Below are 19033 nucleotides of genomic sequence, written 5' to 3'. Positions count from 1 at the left end.
TCTCCGTGGTCAGCGGCCGCGCGGGCCGAACAGGGCGGTGCCGATCCGCACCAGGGTCGCGCCCTCGGCGATGGCCAGGGCGTAATCGTCGCTCATGCCCATGGACAGCGTGTCCACATCGGGATGGCGGGCGGCCAGGGAATCCTGCAGCCGGCGCAGCGCGCGGAAAGCGGCCCGGCGCCGCTCCGGGTCCGGGTGCGGCTCGGGGATGGCCATCAGGCCGCGCAGCCGCAGGCGCGCGGCGGCCGCCACCGCCCCGGCCAGGGCCGGCACGTCTTCCGGACGGCAGCCGGACTTGCCGGCCTCGCCCTCCACGTTGACCTGGATGAGCACGTTCAGGGGCGGCCGTTCCGGTGGCCGGGCCCGATCCAGCGCCGCCACCAGCTTGAGCCGGTCCACGGATTGCACCCAGTCGAAGTGTCGGGAGGCCAGCGCCGCCTTGTTGGATTGCAGATGGCCGATGAGGTGCCATTCCAGGTCCAGGTCGGCCAGGGCGCGGATCTTGGCCAGGCCCTCCTGGACGTAGTTCTCGCCGAAGGCCCGCTGCCCGGCCCGGGCCAGGGCCCGCACCGCCTCCGGCGGCCGGGTCTTGGACACCGCCAGCAGCCGGACGCCCCCTGGCCGGCCGGCCAGCAATGCCGCGTTTTCAATGCTTTGCAAGACGCCGTTAAGGGTCCGGGCCAGCGATTCCATCGAGGGTTCTGACTTCCGTGGATGGCGCTATACTGCCCCGGGGACGCGCGCAGGGCCATCCGTCAATCCAACGTTGCAGTACCGCCAGGGGGACATCGCATGGACATCGCCGAACTGTTGGCCTTCTCGGTCAAGAACAAGGCCTCCGACCTGCACCTCTCGGCCGGCCTGCCGCCGATGATCCGGGTGGACGGCGACGTCCGCCGCATCAACATCCCGGCGCTGGACCACAAGCAGGTGCACGCGCTGGTCTACGACATCATGTCGGACAAGCAGCGGCGCGACTACGAGGAATTCCTCGAGGTCGACTTCTCCTTCGAGATCCCCGGCCTGGCCCGCTTCCGCGTCAACGCCTTCAACCAGAACCGCGGCGCCGGCGCCGTGTTCCGTACCATTCCCAGCCAGATCCTCTCGCTGGAGGAGCTGGCCGCGCCCAAGGTCTTCGCCGAACTGATCCAGCAGCCGCAGGGCCTGATCCTGGTGACCGGCCCGACCGGTTCGGGCAAGTCGACCACGCTGGCGGCGATGATCGACCACATCAACAAGAACGAGTTCGGCCACATCCTCACCGTCGAGGATCCGATCGAATTCGTGCACACCTCGCAGAAGTGCCTGGTCAACCAGCGCGAGGTGCACCGCGACACCCACGGCTTCAACGAGGCGCTGCGTTCGGCCCTGCGTGAGGACCCGGACTACATCCTGGTCGGCGAGATGCGCGACCTGGAAACCATCCGCCTGGCCCTGACCGCCGCCGAGACCGGCCACCTGGTGTTCGCCACCCTGCACACCTCCTCGGCGGCCAAGACCATCGACCGCATCATCGACGTGTTCCCGGCCGGCGAGAAGCCGATGGTTCGCTCGATGCTGTCGGAGTCGCTGCGTGCGGTCATCTCCCAGTCGCTGCTGAAGAAGGTCGGCGGCGGCCGTATCGCGGCGCACGAGATCATGGTGGCGACGCCGGCCATCCGTAACCTGATCCGCGAGGACAAGGTCGCGCAGATGTACTCGGCCATCCAGACCGGCCAGGCGCACGGCATGCAGACGCTCGACCAGTGCCTGCAGGATCTGGTCAAGCGCGGCCTGGTCACCAAGATGCAGGCCCGCGAGTACGCGAAGGAAAAGAAACTGTTCGAGTGACGCGCCAAGGCCGGTAGGGGGCTGGCAGGACGCCACCGGGTCAATGCGGCCGGGCAGCCGGACGCTGTACAGGAGCAAGCATGAGCAGCATCGACTTCACCTCCTTCCTCAAGCTGATGGCGCACAAGAAGGCGTCGGACCTGTTCATCACGGCTGGCGTCCCGCCCTCGATGAAGGTGAACGGCAAGCTGACGCCGATCACCCAGAACCCGCTGACGCCACAGCAGTCGCGCGATCTCGTGCTGAACGTGATGAACCCCTCGCAACGCGAAGAGTTCGAGAAGACCCACGAGTGCAACTTCGCCATCGGCGTGTCCGGCGTCGGCCGCTTCCGCGTCAGCTGCTTCTACCAGCGCAACCAGGTCGGCATGGTGCTACGCCGTATCGAAACCCGCATCCCGACCGTCGAAGAACTGAACCTGCCGCCGATCATCAAGACCCTGGCGATGACCAAGCGCGGCATCATCATCTTCGTCGGCGCCACCGGCACCGGCAAATCCACCTCGCTGGCGGCGATGATCGGCTACCGCAACCAGAACAGCTCCGGCCACATCATCACCATCGAAGACCCGATCGAATTCGTGCACAAGCACGAGGGCTGCATCATCACCCAGCGCGAGGTCGGCATCGACACCGACAGCTGGGAGGCGGCGCTGAAGAACACCCTGCGCCAGGCGCCCGACGTGATCATGATCGGCGAGGTGCGTACCCGCGAGGGCATGGACCACGCCATCGCCTTCGCCGAAACCGGCCACCTGGTGCTGTGCACCCTGCATGCCAACAACGCCAACCAGGCGCTCGACCGCATCATCAACTTCTTCCCGGAAGATCGTCGTCCGCAGTTGCTGATGGACCTGTCCATGAACCTCAAGGGCGTGGTCGCGCAGCAGCTGATCCCGACCCCGGACGGCAAGGCCCGGCGGGTGGCGATGGAAATCCTGCTTGGCACGCCGCTGGTGCAGGACTACATCCGCGACGGCGAGATCCACAAGCTCAAGGACGTGATGAAGGAATCCACGAACCTGGGCATGAAGACTTTCGACCAGGCGCTGTTCGAGCTGTACCAGGCTGGCGAGATCAGCTACGAGGACGCCTTGCGTTTCGCCGACTCGGCCAACGAAGTGCGCCTGAAGATCAAGCTGGCCCAGGGCGGCGACGCCCGCACCCTCAGCCAGGGCCTGGATGGTGTGGAGCTGTCGGAAGTCAAGTGAGGACCCAGAACGGATGTGGGCGAGGCGCGGGCAGGCCCCGCGCCTTCGTTTTTTCCGCCGCTTCGGTCCCGGCGCTACAATCCCGCCATGCCCGAAAGCGTTTCCCTGGCCAATACCCTGCTGGTCGCCATGCCGGCGCTCGACGACCCGAATTTCGAGCGCACGGTGACCCTGCTCTGCCAACACGACCAGGAGGGTGCGATGGGCATCGTGCTCAACCGGCCGGCCGACTTTCGCCTGGGCGAGCTGCTGGACCAGCTGGGCATCAAGGGGGCCGGCGAATCCCTGGCCGCGGTGCCGGTGCTGGCCGGCGGGCCCGTGCAGCCAGAGCGCGGTTTCGTGCTGCATGACGACCCCCGCCCCTGGGCCTCGACCCTGCGTTTCGGCGATGGCCTGGCGGTGACCACCTCGCGCGACATCCTCGAGGCCATGGTCCGCGGCCAAGGGCCGGTCCGTGCCCTGGTCGCGCTGGGGTATGCGGGCTGGGGGGCCGGCCAGCTGGAACAGGAGCTGGCGCAGAACAGCTGGCTGACCGTCCCCGCCGATCACGCGCTGCTGTTCGCGACTCCGCTGGAACAGCGCTGGCAGGCGGCGGCCCGGGCAGTGGGGGTGGACATGGCACGGATGGCCGACTACGCCGGCCACGCATGAGCCCGCCCGTCACCGTGCTCGGTTTCGACGTCGGTGCCCGCCGGATCGGCGTGGCGGTCGGCAATACCGTCTCCGGCAGCGCCCGGGAACTGGGTGTGCTGGACGTGTATGCAGCCGGCCCGGACTGGCCGCGGCTGGAGCGCTGGCTGGGCGAGTGGCGCCCGGATGCCCTGGTGGTCGGCGACCCGGTCACCCTGGACGGCGGCGATCAGCCGGCCCGCCAGCGCGCGCGCGGCTTCGCCCGCGAGCTGGCCCGCCGATACGGCCTGCCGGTGCAACAGGTGGACGAACGGCGCAGTTCGGTGGAGGCGGCCCGGCGTTTCGCCGCCGGCCGGGCCGCCGGCGCCCGCCGCCGCCGCGATGTGGACAAACTCGATGCCCTGGCCGCGGTGATCATCCTCGAGCGCTGGCTGGGGGAACCCCAAGCCCGACACTCCCTTGCCGAAGACCCAGACGATGGCCCCTGACTTCCAGTTCGATGCCGACGGCCGCCTGCGCCACCTGCTGAGCCTCGACGGCCTGCCGGCCGCGGTCATCGAGGACCTGCTGGACCGGGCCGAGGCCATGCTGCCGTACGCCCATGGCGGTACGGGACTGCGCGGGCGGCACGCCGGCCGGACCGTCTGCACCCTGTTCTTCGAAACCTCCACCCGGACCCGGGCCAGCTTCAGCCTGGCCGCCCTCCGGCTCGGTGCCGATCTGCTGAACTTCGACCTCGCCACCTCCTCCACGAAAAAGGGCGAGAGCGCCCTCGACACGGTGAAGACGCTCGAGGCCATGGGCGTGGACCTGTTCGTGGTGCGTCACGCCAGCGAGGGCGCCGTGGCCGAGCTGGCGGCCGGGGTGCGGCCGGACACCCGTCTTGTCAATGCCGGCGACGGCCGCGCCGCCCACCCGACCCAGGCCCTGCTGGACATGCTGAGCCTGCGCCAGGCCAAGGGTCGCGACTTCTCCGCCCTGAAGGTGCTGATCTGTGGCGATGTCCGGCATTCGCGGGTGGCCCGCTCGAACCTGCATGCGTTGCGGGCGCTGGGCTGCGGCGAGATCCGGGTCTGCGGTCCGGCCACGCTGCTGCCCGGTCCCGAGGTGTTGCGCGGTTGCCGCGTCTTCCACGACCTGGACGAGGCCGTGGCCGGCGTGGACGTGGCCATGATGCTGCGGCTGCAGCGCGAGCGCATGGAGGAGGGCCTGGTGCCCTCGCTCGAGGACTACTACCGCGACTACGGTCTCAGCCCGGAGCGGCTGGCCAGGGCCCGGCCGGACGCGGTGGTGATGCATCCGGGGCCGATGAACCGCGGCGTCGAGATCGCCGGCGAGGTGGCCGACGGCCCGCAGTCGCTGATCCTGCGCCAGGTGGCCAACGGCCTGCCGGTGCGGATGGCGGTGCTGGACGCGCTGCTGGGCGGCTGAAGCCGCCGGGGTCCGGAGCCGGTCCTGCCCTCGGCCTGGACGTCCGGGACGGCCACGCCGGCCCGCCCGCTCATTCGCTGGTGACGTTGCCGCTGCTGAACTGCCAGGTGCGGGTGATGTGCAGCACGTCCACATTCTCGGCCGTTTCCGGCAGCGGTGGGAAAGGCTCGGCCAGGCGGACGATCTCCTGGGCGGCCCGGTCCAGCACGCCGAGACCGGAGCTGCGGTTGATCAGGATGGATTCGACACTGCCGTCGCGGCGCACCGCCACGGTCATCACCAGTCGGCCGGACAGGGCGCGCCGACGTGCCTCTTCCGGATAGTTCAGGTTCCCCACCCGTTCGACCCTGCCGACCCAGGCGCGCAGGTAGGCGGCGTACTCGTACTCGCGGGTGCTGGCCGAAACGAACTTGCGCCGGGGCCGCTTGGCCAGCAGGGCCTGGCGACGTTCGATCTCCGCAGCCAGCCGTGCCATCTCCAGGCTCTGTTCCACCAGTTCGCGGCCTGAGGGCAAGGGCAGCGGCTCGGTCTCGCGCTGGTCTTCGGGCATGGCCAGGGTCTGCGGACTGGGGCCGACGGTGGACAGCAGCCGCGGCACCGGCACCGGCTCGGGCGGCGGGGCCTGGGCGACCATGGGGTGCGGGCTCAGGCCGGCATCGGGCTTGGGGACCGGGGCCAACTGTTCCTCGCGTGGCCGCTCCGGCCATTCGCTCTCGCCGCCGCCCTGGTTCCGGGCCTGGGCCAGGAAATCGGGGTCGTCGGGCGCCTTCTCGCTCCGGGTCTCGGTCAGGATCACGTCCAGGGTGGGCAGGATGGGCGCTGCCGCCTCGCGGGCGAAGCCGACGCCCAGGATCAGCACCCCGAACAGCGCCGCCGACAGGGTGAGGGTGGCGCCCAGGCGTTCGCCCGGGCCGATCACCGGGGCCGGCGTGGCCATGGGCTCAGGCTCCGCTCCCGCCGGCCCGTCGGGCCTCGATGGCCTCGAACAGCAGGCCGGCGATGTTCAGGCCGAACTGGGCGTCCAGCTCGCGCACGCAGGTCGGGCTGGTGACGTTCACCTCCGTCAGCCAGTCGCCGATCACGTCCAGGCCCACGAACAGCATGCCCCGGCGCCTGAGCTCGGGGCCGACCTGGGCGGCGATCCAGCGGTCGCGGTCGCTCAGGGGGCGGCCCTCGCCGCGGCCGCCGGCGGCCAGGTTGCCGCGGAACTCGTCGCCCTGCGGCACCCGTGCCAGGCAATAGGGGACCGGCTCGCCGTCCACCATCAGGATGCGCTTGTCGCCCTCGCGGATCTCCGGCAGGTAGCGCTGGGCCAGGGCCAGGTGCCGGCCGCCCCCGGTCAGGGTTTCCAGGATCACGTTCAGGTTCGGGTCGCCGCGGGCGGCCCGGAACACCGAGCGCCCGCCCATGCCGTCCAGGGTCTTGAGCACGGCCTCGCCTTGTTCTGCGACGAAGGCCCGCAACCGGGCCGGATCGCGCGAGACCACCGTCGGCGGGCAGCACTGGGGGAAAAGCAGCGCGGCCAGCTTCTCGTTCAGGTCGCGCAGGCCCTGCGGGTCGTTCACCACCAGCACGCCCTCGGCCCGGGCCATGCTCAATATATGTGTGTCGTGCAGGTAGTTGCCGTCCACCGGCGGATCGGTGCGCATCAGCACGACATCCAGGGCGGCCAGGGGCAAGTCCCGGGCCGGGCCCAGCGTGAACCAGTCCTCATGGCGGTCCCGCACCTCGACCGGGGCCAGCCGGGCCATCGGCCGGGCATCCTGCAGGTACAGTCCGCCGGGCAGCACGTAATGCAGGCGATGGCCGCGCCGCTGGGCTTCGAGCATCATGGCGAAGCTCGTGTCCTTGGCGACCTTGATCTTCTCGATCGGGTCCATCACCACGGCAACGTCGAGTGCCATCGCCGCCATCGTCTCCATGTCCGGGGGCGACTAGACTATCAGGGCGTTCCGGCGGCCGCGCGCGGCCCGGGCCTGGCGCGGGAATTGCTTGACACGATTGGTCGCGGCTGGGATATAAGCTAGCCATTGCGGCTGCCCGAACGGCGCCGCGAGGGCAGGGAAAGCGCTTGGATACGGGGAAACCGATGGACGAGAACCAACTGGCCGGCTTGCGGGTCATGGTCATTGACGATTCCAAGACCATCCGCCGCACCGCCGAGACCCTCCTCAAGAAGGAGGGCTGCGATGTCGTGACGGCCACGGACGGGTTCGAGGCCCTCGCCAAGATCGCCGACCACCAGCCCCAGATCGTCTTCGTGGACATCATGATGCCGCGCCTGGACGGCTATCAGACCTGCGCGCTGATCAAGAACAACCAGATGTTCAAGCAGACGCCGGTGATCATGCTCTCGTCCAAGGACGGTTTGTTCGACAAGGCGCGCGGCCGCATCGTCGGCTCCGAGCAGTACCTGACCAAGCCCTTCACCCGCGATGAGCTGCTCTCGGCCATCCGCAAGTACGTGCCGGGGGCCTGAACCACGCCATGTCCAAGCCGCAGCAGACCGCCAAGCGCGCCAGTCCATTCGAGATTCTGCTCGATTACGAGCAGCGGTCTCTGGCGCACGAGGCCGGCCGGCCGGAGATGGTGGAGGCGCCCGGCCACTGGCGCGGGGTCGGTTTCAGGCTGGGCCAGCGCCGGCTGGTGGCCTCCTTCGACGAGGTGGTGGAGATACTGCCGCTGCCGCCGGTGACGCCGGTGCCGGGCGCGCAGCCCTGGATGCTGGGCGTGGCCAACGTTCGCGGCAACCTGCTGCCGGTGGTGGACCTCAAGCAGTTCCTCGAGGGCGAGCGCACGGTCGTGCACGAGGGCCAGCGCGTGCTGGTCGTGCGCCAGTCGGGCGGCAACGTCGCGGTCACCATCGACGAGCTGTTCGGCCAGCGCACCTTCAACGATTCCCACCGCGCCGACCGCCCGGAAAGCCTGGGCGAGGGGCGCTATGGACATTTCGTCGACCGGGCCTATGCCCAGGCCGACCACACCTGGGGCGTGTTCAGCATGTCGTTGCTGACGCGCACCCCGGAATTCCGCCAGGCCACCGCATGACGGTGGCCGCCATAACGAACAACCTGCAACTGCAAGTCTTCAAACCAGGGGTCGAGGTCAAGCCATGAGCACCAATTCGCGTTCCGTCACCGACAAGCTCACGAACTTCGGCCTGCGATTCTGGGCGTTCGTGCTGATCGCCTCGCTGGTCCTGTTCGGCGCGAACTTCATCTACGCGGCCTACCTGAACGCCCAGGAGAACAACGCCCGAGGACTGACCGCGGACCTGCAGGTGCTCTCGCAGCAGCTGGCGAAGTACACCCAGGAAGCGGTGGACGGCAACGCCGATGCCTTCGCCGAGTTCAAGGCCACCAAGGCCCGCATAGACGCCATCGTCAACGCGTTGCGCAGCGGCAGCGCCACCGAGGGCGTGGTCGGCTATGAGGGCGACCCGAACGCCCGCGGCGTCGCCAGCGCCCTGGAGAAGGTCACCGACACCTGGAACCCGATGGCCGAGGCCGCCGAGCGCATCACCGCTTCGGAAGAAGAGGTGCTGAACCTGGCCGACACGGCGGCCCAGTTCACCGCCCGCGTGCCGCGCCTGTCCTTCCAGCTCGACGAGGTGGTGCGCGCCCTGTCCAATGCCAATGCCCCGGCTTCGCAGATCTCGATCGCCAACCGCCAGATCGTGCTGGCCGACCGCATGTCCCGCCGCGTCACGGAAATCGTCGCCGGCGGCCAGAACACCGTTTCGGCGGCCGATGCGCTGGCCCGCGACGCCACCGTGTTCGCGCAGGTGCTGCAGGGCTTCAAGGAGGGCAACGCCGAACTGGGCGTGAACCGCATCACCACCGAGGCCGGCCAGCAGGCGCTGGCGGCGGTGGAGCAATTGTACGCCGAGGCCCAGGCCGACCTGGACATCGTGCTTGGCGCCTCCGCCAACCTCGCCGAGGTGCAGGAGGCGGCCAACCGGATCTCCGAGGAATCCAACGTCCTGCTCGAGAACGCCCAGGCCCTGTTCTCCAGCTTCGACACCATCAACTACCAGCGCCTGTTTCCGAACAACTACTTCGCCATCGGTGGCGGCGTCGGCGCCATCGTCGGCCTGTTCTTCCTGCTGGTGACCATCTTCCGCGACCAGCGCAAGCGACTGGCCACCACCCAGGAGCTCAACCAGCGCAACCAGGAGGCGATCCTGCGCCTGCTGGACGAAATGGGCGCCCTGGCCGAAGGCGACCTGACGGTGAAGGCGACGGTGACCGAGGACATCACCGGTGCGATCGCAGACTCGATCAACTTCACGGTGGACGAGCTGCGCCGACTGGTGGGCACGATCAACGAGACCGCCGTGCAGGTGGCCGCATCGGCCCAGGAGACGCAGGCCACCGCCATGCACCTGGCCGAGGCCGCCGAGCATCAGGCCCAGCAGATCACCAGCGCCTCGGCCCAGATCAACGAAATCGCCTCGTCCATCGACGAGGTCTCGAAGAACTCCGCCGAATCGGCCGACGTGGCCCAGCGCTCGGTGCAGATCGCCGCCAAGGGCGCCGAGGTGGTGCGGCAGACCATCCAGGGCATGGACAACATCCGTGACCAGATCCAGGAGACCTCGAAGCGAATCAAGCGCCTTGGCGAAAGCTCGCAGGAAATCGGCTCGATCGTGGAACTGATCAACGACATTTCCGAACAGACGAACATCCTGGCGCTGAACGCCGCCATCCAGGCGGCATCGGCGGGCGAGGCGGGCCGCGGCTTCGCGGTGGTGGCGGACGAAGTGCAGCGACTCGCGGAGCGTGCCTCGAACGCCACCAAGCGAATCGAGGCGCTGGTGCAGACCATTCAGTCCGACACCAACGAGGCGGTCAGCTCGATGGAGCAGACCACCGCCGAGGTGGTGGCCGGTGCCCGCCTGGCAGAGGATGCCGGCCTGGCCCTGGGCGAGATCGAGAAGGTGTCCAACGACCTGGCCGACCTCATCCAGAACATCTCCCAGGCGGCGCGCCAGCAGTCCACCGCGGCGACCAACATCACCGCCACCATGAGCGTGATTCAGGAGATCACCACGCAGACCTCGCAGGGCGCCAACCAGACCGCCGAGTCGATCGGAAACCTGGCCCAGCTGGCGGCGGACCTGCGCCGCTCGGTCGCGGACTTCAAGCTGCCGGGCTGATGTCCGGTTGCGGTTCGCCCCTGGCACACATCCGGCAGGCGGCTTTCCCCCGGAGCACCTGCCCTGACGGGACCTCGGCATGAGGCTGAACGAAGACATCGATTTCACCACCCTCACCTGGGTCAAGCCGGAGCTGGACGAGACGCTCCGCCAGGCCCGGCAGGCCCTCGAGGCCTACGTCGAGGAGGGCGAGGACCCCGGCCAGCTCAAGGCCTGCGCCACCTTCCTGCACCAGGTGCAGGGCACCCTGCGCATGGTCGAGCTGTACGGCGCGGCGATGGTGGCCGAGGAGATGGAGCAACTGGCCAAGGCCCTGGTGGACGGCCAGGTGGCTGATCGGGAGGCCGGCTACGCGGCCCTCATGCGCGGCATCGTGCAGTTGCCCGACTACCTGGAGCGCCTGCAGAGCGGCCATCGGGACATTCCGATCGTCCTGCTGCCGCTGCTCAACGAACTGCGGGAGGTGCGCGGCGAGAAGGGGCTGTCCGAGGCGGTGCTGTTCTCGCCGGACCTGTCCCGGCCCTTGCCACCCTCGGCAGCCGGCCCCGCCGAGCCCTTGCCGCCGGAGCAGTTGCGCCGTCGCGCCGAGACCCTGCGCGGCCTCTTCCAGTCGGCGTTGCTGCGCTGGCTGAAGGACGACAACAGCGCCAACACCATCCGCGACCTGACCGATGTCTGCGAGCAGCTGGTGCCGATCACCGGCGCCGAACACGCGCGCCGCCTGTTCTGGGTCGCGGCCGGCACGCTCGACGCCCTGGCCAAGGGCGCGTTCGAGGCAGGCAAGCCGCTCAAGCAGGCCCTGGCCAAGGTCGAGCGCGAGATCAAGCGCCTGGCCGAGGGCGGCGATGCCGCCTTCCGCTCCGAACCGCCGCTGGAGCTGACCCGGCAGCTGCTTTATTACGTGGCGCATGCGCCCACCGACCATGGCCGCATCGGCGAGATCCGGGCGGTCTTCGGCCTGGGTGACTACCTGCCCAGCGAGTCGGAACTGGCCCACGCCCGCGGCAGCCTGACCGGCCGCAACCGCGCCCTGCTGTCCACGGTCGCCGCCGCGATCAAGGAAGACCTGTTGCGGGTCAAGGATGCGCTCGACCTGCATCTGCGCACGCCCGAGGCCGCGGCGGCCAGCCTGTCCGACCAGGTCGAGGCCCTGGACCGCGTTGCCGACACCCTGGGCATGCTCGGCCTGGGCATGCCGCGCCGGGTGGTCCAGGACCAGCGGAACGCCATCCACGCCATCGTCTCCGGGCAGAAGCAGGCCGACGAGGCCAGCCTGCTCGACATCGCCGGCGCCCTGCTCTACGTCGAGGCCTCGCTGGACGACCAGGTGAGCCGCCTGGGCGAAGCCGAGACCGAGGCCGAGCCCGGGGCCGGGGCGACGACCGCCGCCGAGCCGATGCTTCCCGGCAGCGAGGCCCGCAAGGTGCTGGAGGTGCTGGTGAAGGAGGCCATCGCCAACTTCGCCCAGGCTCGTCAGTGTTTCGTCGCATTCGTCGAGACGCACTGGGACCATGCCCAGCTCAACGATGTGCCGCGCCTGCTCGAGGAGGTCGCCGGCGCCCTGCGCATCCTGGAAATGCAGGAGGCGCCCGAATACCTGACAGCGGTGCGCCGGTTCACCGAAAACGAACTGCTGCGCCGTCACCGCGTGCCCAATGGACAGCAGATGGACCGGCTGGCCGATGCCCTGGCCGGACTGGAGTATTTCCTGGAGGCGGTGCGCGACCGGCGGCCGCGTCGGGAACAGATCCTGGAGGTCGCACGGCAGAACCTGGAGGCCTTGGGCTACTGGCCCTTGCCGCCGGAGGAAGCCTTGCCGGCCAGCCCCGCGGCGGCGATTCCCAGCGCCGGCGCAGCGACCGCGGCGGTGCCCGCACCTGCAGCCCCTGCCGAGCCGGCGCCCGCCGAAGCCGGCGAGGCGGATGCCAGGGCGCCCGAACCGGCGCCGGCCGCGGAAGCCATGCCCGACCTGGGCATCCCGCTGGACGCCGAGGTGCTGCAGGCGCTGCCCGAGGCCGGGCCGCAGGTGGCCGAACCGGCCGAACCGGCCGCTGCCGGATCCCAGCCCGTGGACGAGGTGGTCTCCGCTTCCGCCGGCACCGATGCGCCCGCTCCGGTGCCGGGGTTGCCGGCGATCCCGGGTTTCGATGGCGGCAGCGACATCGACGACGAGATACGCGACGTCTTCCTGGAGGAGTTCCAGGAGGAGATCGGCAATCTCGAGCAGCTGCTGCCGGCGTGGCGGACCAGGCCAGAGGATCTCGAGCGCCTGCGGCCGATCCGTCGGGTTTTCCACACGCTCAAGGGCAGCGGGCGCCTGGTGGGCGCCAAGACCCTGGGTGAGTTCAGCTGGAAGGTGGAGAACATGCTCAATCGGGTGCTCGACGGCACCCGCCCGGCCAGTCCGGCGGTGGTCGGCCTGATCGAGCACGCCTTCAACACGCTGCCGCTGCTGCGTGCCGCGCTTCAGGGCGAGACCGTGTACGCCGATCTGGCCGGTATCGAGGCGGTTGCCGACCGCATCGCCGCCGGCGAGGAAGCGGATTATCAGCCGCCCGTAGCCGCCAGCGGGGCGGCGGTGCCTGTGGTGTCCCGGGCCGAGACCGAAGTGGAGTCGCCGGCGGCGCTCGAGCCGGTGGCGGCGCCGGCGGATGCCGCGCCGGCACCCCCGGCAGAGGCACGGACGGAGGCGTCGGTGGCCGAGCCGGCCGAGGGCGATGTGGACTTCGCCATAGACCCGGTCCTGTTCGAGATTCTCAAGCCCGAAGTCGCCGGCCATCTGGAAACCCTGGATGCCTGGCTGGCGAGTTGCATCCCCGAGCCGCAGCCGGTCACCGACCCCTTGCTGCGCGCCGTGCATACCATGAACGGCGCGTTCGCCATGACCGAGGTGACCGTGCTCAGCGAGGTGACCGCGCCCCTCGAGGGCTTCATCAAGCGCTCACTCGCTGCCCGCCGGCCACCCGGGGACGCGGGTGTGGCGGTGGTGCGCGAGGCGGCCGACGCCATCCGCGAGGCCATTGCCGCCCTCGAGCAGCGGGCGCCCCTGGCCAGCTACGCCGATCTGGCCGCGCGCATCGCGGCTCTTCGCGACAGCCTGCCGGAGCCGACGGCGCCGGTGATGCCGGTGGCGCCGGAAGAGCCCGCCGAACCGGAGGTGATGCCGACGCCGGTCATCCTGGAGGCGCCCGACCTGTCGGCTCTGCCGGTGTTCGAGGACGATTCCGCCGGCACGGGCATGGACCTTCCGGCCGCGTCGGCGGAGGAGCCGTCGTCGTTCGCGCCGGCAGACGGCGAGCTTCCCGACGAGGCGATGCTGGACTTGTCCGGCGACGGGCCCGGCGAGCAGAAGGAGGCTGCGGGCGAGATGCCGGCCGACCAGCCCGAGCCCGAGCATCTTTCCCTCGAGGCGTTCCTGCAGGAAGAGCCTGAAGAGCCGGCGTTCTCGCTCTCTGGCACCGAAGAAGCAGGTGTTTCCGCGGACGAGATGGCGGCTGCCGAGGCGGCCATGCAAGCCGCTGCCGCCGAAGCCGCTGCCGCCGAAGCCGCTGCCGCCGAAGCCGCCGCTGCCGAAGCTGCCGCTGCCGAAGCTGCCGCTGCCGAAGCTGCCGCCGCCGAAGCTGCCGCCGCCGAAGCTGCCGCCGCCGAAGCCGCTGCCGCCGAAGCCGCTGCCGCCGAAGCCGCCGCTGCCGAAGCCGCGGCTGCCAAAGCCGCGGCCGCCGAAGCCGCCGCCGCCGAAGCCGCTGCCGCCGAAGCCGCTGCCGCCGAAGCCGCTGCCGCTGCCGCTGCCGCCGAAGCCGCTGCCGCCGAAGCTGCCGCCGCCGAAGCTGCCGCCGCCGAAGCCGCGGCTGCCGAAGCCGCGGCCGCCGAAGCCGCCGCCGCCGAAGCCGCCGCCGCCGAAGCCGCCGCCGCCGAAGCCGAGGAGGCCGACCTCGGGCTCGAGGAATCCCTGCCGGCCATGGCCGACGATGCCCAGGACCCTGCCGATCCGGACGCGCCGCTGGACACCGCCGACATCGACGAGGATCTGCTGGACATTTTCCTGGAAGAGTCCGCGGACCTGCTCGATCACTCCGACGGGCTGCTGGCGGGCCTGCGTGACGCCCCTGCTGATCTCGAGCGCATCGTTGCCCTGCAGCGTGACCTGCATACCCTCAAGGGCGGTGCCCGCATGGCCGGCATTTTTGCCGTCGGCGAGCTGGGCCACGCCATGGAGTCGTTGCTGGAGGCCGTGGCCGAGGGCCGGCGTCAGCTCGACCCGACCGGCGTCAGCGTGCTCGAGCACGCCTTCGATCGCCTGCATGGCATGGTCACTCGGGTCGGTCAGCGTCGCGCCATCGGCCTGCCGGCGCGGCTGATCGCCCGGATAGACGCACTGGCCAAGGGGCAACCGCTCGACTCCATTCCCGAGCCGGCAGTGCCGGCGCCTGCGACCGGACCGGCAAAGGCTGCGGAAAAGCCAGCCGAGCCCAGGCCGGTGCCGGCGGCCCCCTCGGTCGAGACGCCGGTGGTCCGGCCGGTGCCTTCGACGACCGGCCTGACCCCGCTCTCGGCGCCGATCGAGGACCTCGGCGAGGAAGAGGAGGGCGCCGGCGTGCGCGCGCCGCAGGAGCAGGTGCGCATCCGTGCCGATCTGCTCGACCGCCTGGTCAACTACGCCGGCGAAGTCGCCATTTACCGCGCCCGCCTCGAGCAGCAGCTCGGCGCCTTCCGCGGCAACCTCGGCGAGTTGGGCCAGCTGACCACCCGCCTGCGCGAGCAGGTCCGCAAGCTCGACATCGAGACCGAGGCGCAGATCATCGCCCGTTACCAGCGCGAGGGCGAGCAGGGCAACGAGGAGTTCGACCCGCTCGAGCTGGACCGGTTCACCACCCAGCAGCAGCTGTCGCGTTCGCTGGCCGAGTCGGCGGCCGACCTGGCCAGCCTGCAGGGCTCGCTCGAGGACCTGGTCCGCCAGTACGAAACCCTGCTGCTGCAGCAGTCGCGGGTCAGCTCCGACCTGCAGGAAGGCCTCATGCGTACGCGCATGGTGCCCTTCGACGCGCTGGTGCCGCGTCTGCGCCGCGTGCTGCGCCAGGCCGGCAGCGAGACCCGCAAGCAGGTCAACCTCAAGGTGGACGGCGCCAGCGGCGAAATGGACCGCAACGTCCTGGATCGCATGACCGCACCGCTGGAGCACATGCTGCGCAATGCGGTCGCGCATGGACTGGAGGCACCGGCCGAGCGGCGCAAGGCCGGCAAGCCCGAGGAGGGCACGGTCCGGATCCAGGTGCTGCGCGAAGGTTCGGAAGTGGTGTTGCGCATCAGCGATGACGGCCGCGGCCTGGACAAGGAGGCGATCCGCAGGAAGGCCATCGAGCGCGGCCTGCTCAAGGCCGGCGCCGAGGTCACCGACCAGACGCTGTACGGCTACATCCTCGAGTCCGGCTTCTCCACTGCCGCCTCGGTCAGTCGGCTCGCCGGCCGCGGCGTCGGCATGGACGTGGTCTACGCCGAGATCCGCCAGCTCGGCGGTACGCTCGGCATCGAGTCGCAGGCCGGCAAGGGTACGGTCTTCACCATCCGCCTGCCGTTCACCCTGGCGGTGACCCAGGCGGTGTTCGTCAAGATCGGCGACACCAGCTTCGCGGTGCCGATTGCCTCGGTGCAGGGCGTCGGCCGCATCGGCCGGGCCGAGCTGGAGAAGCAGCTGGCCGGCGAGAACCCGAGCTTCACCTACGCCGGCGAGTCCTATGCCATCCACGACCTGGGCCGGCTGATCGGCCATGCCCCGGCCAAGGCCCAGGACAGCCTGCAGATGCCCCTGCTGCTGGCCCGTTCCGGCGACCTGCGTGCCGCCATCTGCGTGGACCAGGTGCTGGGCAGCCGGGAAATCGTCGTCAAGCCGGTCGGCCCGCAGGTCAACTCGATTCCGGGCATCTTCGGCGCCACCATCATGGGCGACGGCCGGGTGGTGGTCATCCTGGACGTGGCGCCGCTGGTGCGGCGTCAGGCCAGCCTGGAGCGCGAGAAGGCCGAAGCCGCCCCGGTCGCGGCGCCGGCGGCGCGGCGCGTGCCGGTGGTGATGGTGGTGGACGATTCGATCACCATGCGCAAGGTCACCGGCCGTGTGCTCGAACGCCACAATTTCGAGGTCATGACCGCCAAGGACGGCGTGGATGCCATCGAGAAGATGGCCGAGCGCATTCCGGACCTGATGCTGCTGGACATCGAGATGCCGCGCATGGACGGCTACGAGCTGGCCCAGAACATGCGCTCGGATGCCCGCCTGAAGGACGTGCCGATCATCATGATCACCTCGCGCACCGGCGAGAAGCACCGCCAGCGCGCCTTCGACATCGGCGTCAACCGCTACCTGGGCAAGCCCTACCAGGAAGTCGAACTGATGCGGAACGTGTTCGAGATGCTGGGCATGGAGCCGGTCAATGGCTGAGCCGGCGGTCCGCGTCGCCCTGCTGGCCAGACCGGGCGATGCCCGCGACCAGTTGCGCCGGGCCTTGGCCGACCTCGGCGCGGAACTGGTGGCCGAGGGCGATCCGGGCGAGCTCGATCCGGATACCGTCTCCGGCTGTCGGCCCTCGGTGGTGCTGGTCAGCCTGGAACCGGCCGTCGAGGAGGCACTCGAGCGATTCGACGCCCTGTTGGCGACACCGGGCATCGAGGTGATGTACGACGACGCCGAGGTCACTCGACAGCTGGACGGGTGGGACCTGGCGCGCTGGGCCCGTCATCTGGCGGCCAAGCTGGTCGGCGGCGACGTGTTGCCGCCACCGCCGGGCGGCGCCGATGCGGTGCCCGAGGCCAACCTGGCGCCCGAGCCGGGCGCGCCGCGCAGTCCTGCCGAGGAAATGGCCGACGCCCGTTTCGAGGACCATCTGGCCGAATCGGCGGAGTTGGCCGAGTGGGTGCCCAGCGAACCTTCGCTGGCAGCGGCGGAGGTGCCGGATGCGCCGGCTGCGACTGCCGCCCCGGCAGAGCCCGAATCCGGCCTGGACATCGACCTGGGCGATCTGGAGCAGGCCTTGGGGCGCATCGAGGCCGATTTCGGCACGTCGGACGAGGCAGTGGCCGGCGCGGAAGATGTCGGCGAGATCGAACTCGACATGGATCTGTCTGCGTTGCCGGAGGAAGGCGCGCGCCTGGTCGTGGCGGAGGAGCCCGAGCCTGCGTCGGCCGGCGACGAGCCGCTGCTCGCCGACCTGGAGATTCCGGAAGGCCCGGTCGATTTCTCCCGTTTCGCCAGCGACGACGCCGCTGCCGGCGATAGCCTGGTGGACGAGGATGTGGCAGCGCTGGCGGCCCAGCTCGAAGCCTTCGAGGCCGCCGGGGAAGGGCGGCAGGCGCTGCCCGAGCCCGACTTCGACCGGCCGGCTCCCGATCTCGCGCCGCCCGGTCAGGGCCCGCTCCGGCTCTCGCCGGAAGGCCCGGCCGGCGTCGCCGCGCCCACCGACCCGGTCGGCCTGTCGCTCGCCGAGCCGGAGTCATCGCCGGCCGCGCCCGCCGCCGCGACCGGCAAATCCCTGTTCGGAGACCTGTCCCTGGTACCGCTGGAAGGCGAATCCTCCGCTCCGAGCTGGAGCAAGGACGTGCCGCGAGGCGTGCTGCTGGTGATCGCCGGCCTGGGCGGCCCCGACGCGGTGCGGCAACTGCTCTCCCGCCTCCCGGCCGAACTGCCCCTGCCGGTGCTGCTGTACCAGCACCTGGACACCGGCAAGCACGATCGTCTGGTCGGCCAGCTTTCCAAGGCCAGCGCCTGGCCCGTGGATCTGGCCGAGGCGGGCAAGCTGGCCCTGCAGGGCCGGGTGGCGGTGCTTCCCCCGGGGGTCGGGCTGCGTGCCGACGAATCCGGCGCCCGTTTCACCCAGGGCGGAGAACTGGCGGCGGTGGTTGCCGCGCTGCCGGCCGAGCACAGCGGGATCGTGGTGCTGAGCGGTGCCGATCCGGCCCTGGTGCCGGCGGTGCTGGCCAAGCGCAAGTCCGGCGCCCGGGTCTGGGCGCAGGATCCGGGCACCTGTTTCGACCCGGCGGCGGCCCAGGCGGTGATCGCCGAAGGTGCGGTCGCCGCCGCCCCGGCCGAGTTGCCGGAGCGGATCAAGCAAGCCTGGGCCTGAGCCCGGCGTTGGAGGACGCAAACGCATGAACACCCAGCGCGACATCCGAGGCGTCATGATCTCGGTCACCGGCGGCCGCCTGTTGCTGCCCAATGCCAGCGTCGCCGAAGTCATCACCTTCTCCGAGCCCGAGCCGGTGGCCGACGCGCCCGATTGGTTGATGGGCCGCGTCCGCTGGCGCGGCTGGCGCCTGCCACTGGTCTCGTTCGCACGCCTGGCCGACGGGGTTGCCGAGGATGGCCACATGGGCGCCAAGGTCGCCGTGCTGAAAGCATTGGGCGGCAATCCGAAAATGCCCTATTTCGCGGTGCTCTCGCAGGGCTTCCCGCGCCTGGTCACGGTCTCGGCTCCGGCCCTGGTGGCGCAACACGACATCAAGGAGCTGCCGCTGGGCGTGCACGCCAGGGTGATGCTCAACGACGACCCGGCGATCGTGCCCGACCTGCTCAGTGTCGAGCTGCTGATCCAGAAGGCGCTCGACCAATCCCAGGCCGCCTGATCCCCCCGTCTGATCTGACCCTTTGTTCTGACCCAGGGGTCAGATCAAAGGGTCAGATCAAAGGGTCAGATCAAAGGGTCAGATCAAAGGGTCAGATCAAAGGGTCAGATCAAAGGGTCAGATCAAAGGGTCAGATCAAAGGGTCAGATCAAAGGGTCAGATC

The 19033-nt window shown here is 70.0% G+C and carries 14 protein-coding genes; 11 read left to right on the top strand and 3 right to left on the bottom strand.

The features are described 5' to 3' along the window. Nucleotides 1–9 precede the first annotated feature (9 nt). Nucleotides 10–693, bottom strand: coding sequence for a YggS family pyridoxal phosphate-dependent enzyme (locus tag F0415_RS04405; RefSeq protein ID WP_149859991.1), 684 nt, complete (start codon nucleotides 691–693; stop codon nucleotides 10–12). Between the two features lie 99 nt (nucleotides 694–792). Here F0415_RS04405 and F0415_RS04400 point away from each other — a divergent pair, with 99 nt between their 5' ends. The 5 genes from F0415_RS04400 (at nucleotide 793) to F0415_RS04380 (ending at nucleotide 5102) form a co-directional block, all read left to right on the top strand. Next, nucleotides 793–1830 carry a type IV pilus twitching motility protein PilT gene (locus F0415_RS04400; protein WP_149859990.1) on the top strand — a complete coding sequence of 346 codons (1038 nt, stop codon included), beginning with the start codon at nucleotides 793–795 and terminating at the stop codon, nucleotides 1828–1830. Between the two features lie 80 nt (nucleotides 1831–1910). Continuing rightward, nucleotides 1911–3041, top strand: a complete 1131-nt coding sequence (locus F0415_RS04395; RefSeq protein ID WP_149859989.1) for a PilT/PilU family type 4a pilus ATPase — start codon at nucleotides 1911–1913, stop codon at nucleotides 3039–3041. 87 nt (nucleotides 3042–3128) lie between these two features. After that, nucleotides 3129–3692 (top strand): YqgE/AlgH family protein, encoded by a 564-nt coding sequence (locus F0415_RS04390; RefSeq protein WP_149859988.1) that lies wholly within the window; start codon nucleotides 3129–3131, stop codon nucleotides 3690–3692. Next, nucleotides 3689–4159 carry a Holliday junction resolvase RuvX gene (gene ruvX / locus F0415_RS04385; protein ID WP_149859987.1) on the top strand — a complete coding sequence of 157 codons (471 nt, stop codon included), beginning with the start codon at nucleotides 3689–3691 and terminating at the stop codon, nucleotides 4157–4159. The genes F0415_RS04390 and ruvX overlap by 4 nt, the downstream gene beginning before the upstream one ends. Further along, a complete protein-coding gene (locus F0415_RS04380; RefSeq protein ID WP_149859986.1) occupies nucleotides 4149–5102 on the top strand; it encodes an aspartate carbamoyltransferase catalytic subunit in 954 nt (317 codons plus the stop codon). The genes ruvX and F0415_RS04380 overlap by 11 nt, the downstream gene beginning before the upstream one ends. A gap of 70 nt (nucleotides 5103–5172) precedes the next feature. On the opposite strand, the gene F0415_RS04375 is transcribed toward F0415_RS04380, so the two are convergent. Both F0415_RS04375 and gshB read right to left on the bottom strand, forming a co-directional pair. Continuing rightward, entirely contained in the window at nucleotides 5173–6039 is an 867-nt protein-coding gene (locus tag F0415_RS04375; protein ID WP_149859985.1) for an energy transducer TonB, read from the bottom strand. Nucleotides 6040–6043: 4 nt separating this feature from the next. After that, on the bottom strand, nucleotides 6044–7006 hold the full coding sequence (gshB, locus tag F0415_RS04370) for a glutathione synthase (RefSeq protein WP_149859984.1): 963 nt from the start codon (nucleotides 7004–7006) through the stop codon (nucleotides 6044–6046). Nucleotides 7007–7191: 185 nt separating this feature from the next. Here gshB and pilG point away from each other — a divergent pair, with 185 nt between their 5' ends. The 6 genes from pilG (at nucleotide 7192) to F0415_RS04340 (ending at nucleotide 18870) form a co-directional block, all read left to right on the top strand. Further along, on the top strand, nucleotides 7192–7581 hold the full coding sequence (gene pilG / locus F0415_RS04365; RefSeq protein ID WP_149859983.1) for a twitching motility response regulator PilG: 390 nt from the start codon (nucleotides 7192–7194) through the stop codon (nucleotides 7579–7581). An 8-nt stretch (nucleotides 7582–7589) separates the two neighbouring features. Next, a complete protein-coding gene (locus tag F0415_RS04360) occupies nucleotides 7590–8150 on the top strand; it encodes a chemotaxis protein CheW (RefSeq protein WP_149859982.1) in 561 nt (186 codons plus the stop codon). 64 nt (nucleotides 8151–8214) lie between these two features. Next, complete coding sequence (locus tag F0415_RS04355) at nucleotides 8215–10260, top strand: methyl-accepting chemotaxis protein (protein WP_149859981.1); 2046 nt, start codon at nucleotides 8215–8217, stop codon at nucleotides 10258–10260. A 79-nt stretch (nucleotides 10261–10339) separates the two neighbouring features. Further along, a complete protein-coding gene (locus F0415_RS04350; RefSeq protein WP_149859980.1) occupies nucleotides 10340–16693 on the top strand; it encodes a FimL-related protein in 6354 nt (2117 codons plus the stop codon). Next, nucleotides 16686–18371, top strand: a complete 1686-nt coding sequence (locus tag F0415_RS04345; protein WP_149859979.1) for a chemotaxis protein CheB — start codon at nucleotides 16686–16688, stop codon at nucleotides 18369–18371. The genes F0415_RS04350 and F0415_RS04345 overlap by 8 nt, the downstream gene beginning before the upstream one ends. A 25-nt stretch (nucleotides 18372–18396) precedes the next feature. Further along, nucleotides 18397–18870: a chemotaxis protein CheW gene (locus tag F0415_RS04340; RefSeq protein WP_149859978.1), complete on the top strand. Its 474-nt coding sequence runs from the start codon at nucleotides 18397–18399 to the stop codon at nucleotides 18868–18870. Nucleotides 18871–19033 lie beyond the last annotated feature (163 nt).

Source organism: Arenimonas fontis (genome assembly GCF_008386465.1).
Taxonomy (GTDB): domain Bacteria; phylum Pseudomonadota; class Gammaproteobacteria; order Xanthomonadales; family Xanthomonadaceae; genus Arenimonas; species Arenimonas fontis.
The sequence above is the reverse complement of the archived record's forward strand: the minus strand, read 5'-3'. Positions and strand labels throughout refer to the sequence as shown.

Bases quoted from the DNA above. Each gene is read 5' to 3' on its own strand.
- pilG (WP_149859983.1), top strand. From the start codon at position 7,192: ATGGACGAGAACCAACTGGCCGGCTTGCGGGTCATGGTCATTGACGAT.
- F0415_RS04395 (WP_149859989.1), top strand. From the start codon at position 1,911: ATGAGCAGCATCGACTTCACCTCCTTCCTCAAGCTGATGGCGCACAAG.
- F0415_RS04390 (WP_149859988.1), top strand. From the start codon at position 3,129: ATGCCCGAAAGCGTTTCCCTGGCCAATACCCTGCTGGTCGCCATGCCG.
- F0415_RS04350 (WP_149859980.1), top strand. From the start codon at position 10,340: ATGAGGCTGAACGAAGACATCGATTTCACCACCCTCACCTGGGTCAAG.
- F0415_RS04340 (WP_149859978.1), top strand. From the start codon at position 18,397: ATGAACACCCAGCGCGACATCCGAGGCGTCATGATCTCGGTCACCGGC.
- F0415_RS04400 (WP_149859990.1), top strand. From the start codon at position 793: ATGGACATCGCCGAACTGTTGGCCTTCTCGGTCAAGAACAAGGCCTCC.
- F0415_RS04405 (WP_149859991.1), bottom strand. From the start codon at position 693: ATGGAATCGCTGGCCCGGACCCTTAACGGCGTCTTGCAAAGCATTGAA.
- F0415_RS04360 (WP_149859982.1), top strand. From the start codon at position 7,590: ATGTCCAAGCCGCAGCAGACCGCCAAGCGCGCCAGTCCATTCGAGATT.
- F0415_RS04355 (WP_149859981.1), top strand. From the start codon at position 8,215: ATGAGCACCAATTCGCGTTCCGTCACCGACAAGCTCACGAACTTCGGC.
- ruvX (WP_149859987.1), top strand. From the start codon at position 3,689: ATGAGCCCGCCCGTCACCGTGCTCGGTTTCGACGTCGGTGCCCGCCGG.
- gshB (WP_149859984.1), bottom strand. From the start codon at position 7,006: ATGGCACTCGACGTTGCCGTGGTGATGGACCCGATCGAGAAGATCAAG.
- F0415_RS04375 (WP_149859985.1), bottom strand. From the start codon at position 6,039: ATGGCCACGCCGGCCCCGGTGATCGGCCCGGGCGAACGCCTGGGCGCC.
- F0415_RS04345 (WP_149859979.1), top strand. From the start codon at position 16,686: ATGGCTGAGCCGGCGGTCCGCGTCGCCCTGCTGGCCAGACCGGGCGAT.
- F0415_RS04380 (WP_149859986.1), top strand. From the start codon at position 4,149: ATGGCCCCTGACTTCCAGTTCGATGCCGACGGCCGCCTGCGCCACCTG.